The sequence below is a fragment of the Stenotrophomonas sp. 05L414_2 genome (assembly GCF_056397905.1).
The window spans coordinates 1-1,090 of the sequence record NZ_JBFTOJ010000330.1; the positions used below are offsets into that span (position 1 = coordinate 1).

The 1,090-nt window shown below is 46.4% G+C and carries 2 protein-coding genes; both read right to left on the bottom strand.

Annotated elements, in window-relative coordinates:
- The coding region (locus AC1DJN_RS22060; protein ID WP_478040305.1) for a hypothetical protein at positions 1-309 on the bottom strand (309 nt) is incomplete at its 3' end.
- Positions 310-319: 10 nt separating this feature from the next.
- The coding region (locus tag AC1DJN_RS22065) for a hypothetical protein (RefSeq protein WP_478040307.1) at positions 320-1,090 on the bottom strand (771 nt) is incomplete at its 5' end.

The window sequence follows — 1,090 nt, forward strand, 5'->3', positions numbered from 1 at the left end:
ACCTAGAACCTCTTCCTCTTCGTATCCAAGCTCTAGCAACTGGGTAGACACGTCGATCCTGTCGCGAGCCTCTCTATCGCTACGTATCCCTGATGTCGATATCCGCAACTCATCCACGTCCGTCACTACCGAGGGAAGCCTACCCGCCGCTGCAAATATCGCCGGCGCCAGCAGCCAATAGTCATGGCAAATTATTTCGAAATTTACTTCCGCCACATCCCTTGCGGAAACCTCACTTAAAACACCATCCAAGTAAAGGTAAAATTTTTCGCCACCCCGTCCCGAAAAATCGTTAATGAAGAGCAACACAGYCTTATTGTTAATCATAAGGATTTAATTCCTCATACAAGCGAAGAATCGGAGTCCGCTCGCGCTCCAACAGGGGTACATTATTAATAAAATGATTCCTGGCACGACCTACTGTCCCTCTTAGCTTCGGACCCAGCTCAGGAACTAAAGGCTTAATTATCTCTCTATCCAACTCACTAATGGAGAGGAGATAGTTCCTCTGATGGTAGTAGGGCCAAGTGGCCTTAAATTTATCAATACACCCCTGAAGTAACCCAACCTCCCCCATACATCTAAGATATATAAATATCGCGGGAACTTCAGACCTAAGTATATCCTCCTTAACTCTCTCCTCCGCCAACTTCACTAGCACAGGAGAATTGCGCCCGACCCGAGCAAACACCATCCACAGGTGGAAGTTCTGCCAAGAGTGAATCGCAAGCTCATTGTCACAAAGATATTGTTCAACCCTATTCAACTCTTCGTCATTCAGCCCTAAAGAGATAAGCAATCTACAGTATTGATCTGTAGACGCGGCATGCTCCTCCAATGAATCAATTAGCAAGGACTTAAGCTGGGATGACATGTCACCCTGCACGTCGAAGATCCCCGCCTCAACCAGGCGAATCAACCTATTGACGGCAAATCTAAACTGTCTGGACTGGGTCTGCTTCGATTCAATGCAATCGGAAAGCATCTGAAATACATACTTAACTGATCGAATGATTAAGCGACGACTTTTTGAGCGCCACATGTTGTCAATGGCGACACTTCTGTCGTCACCATTATGGAAGAATTCATC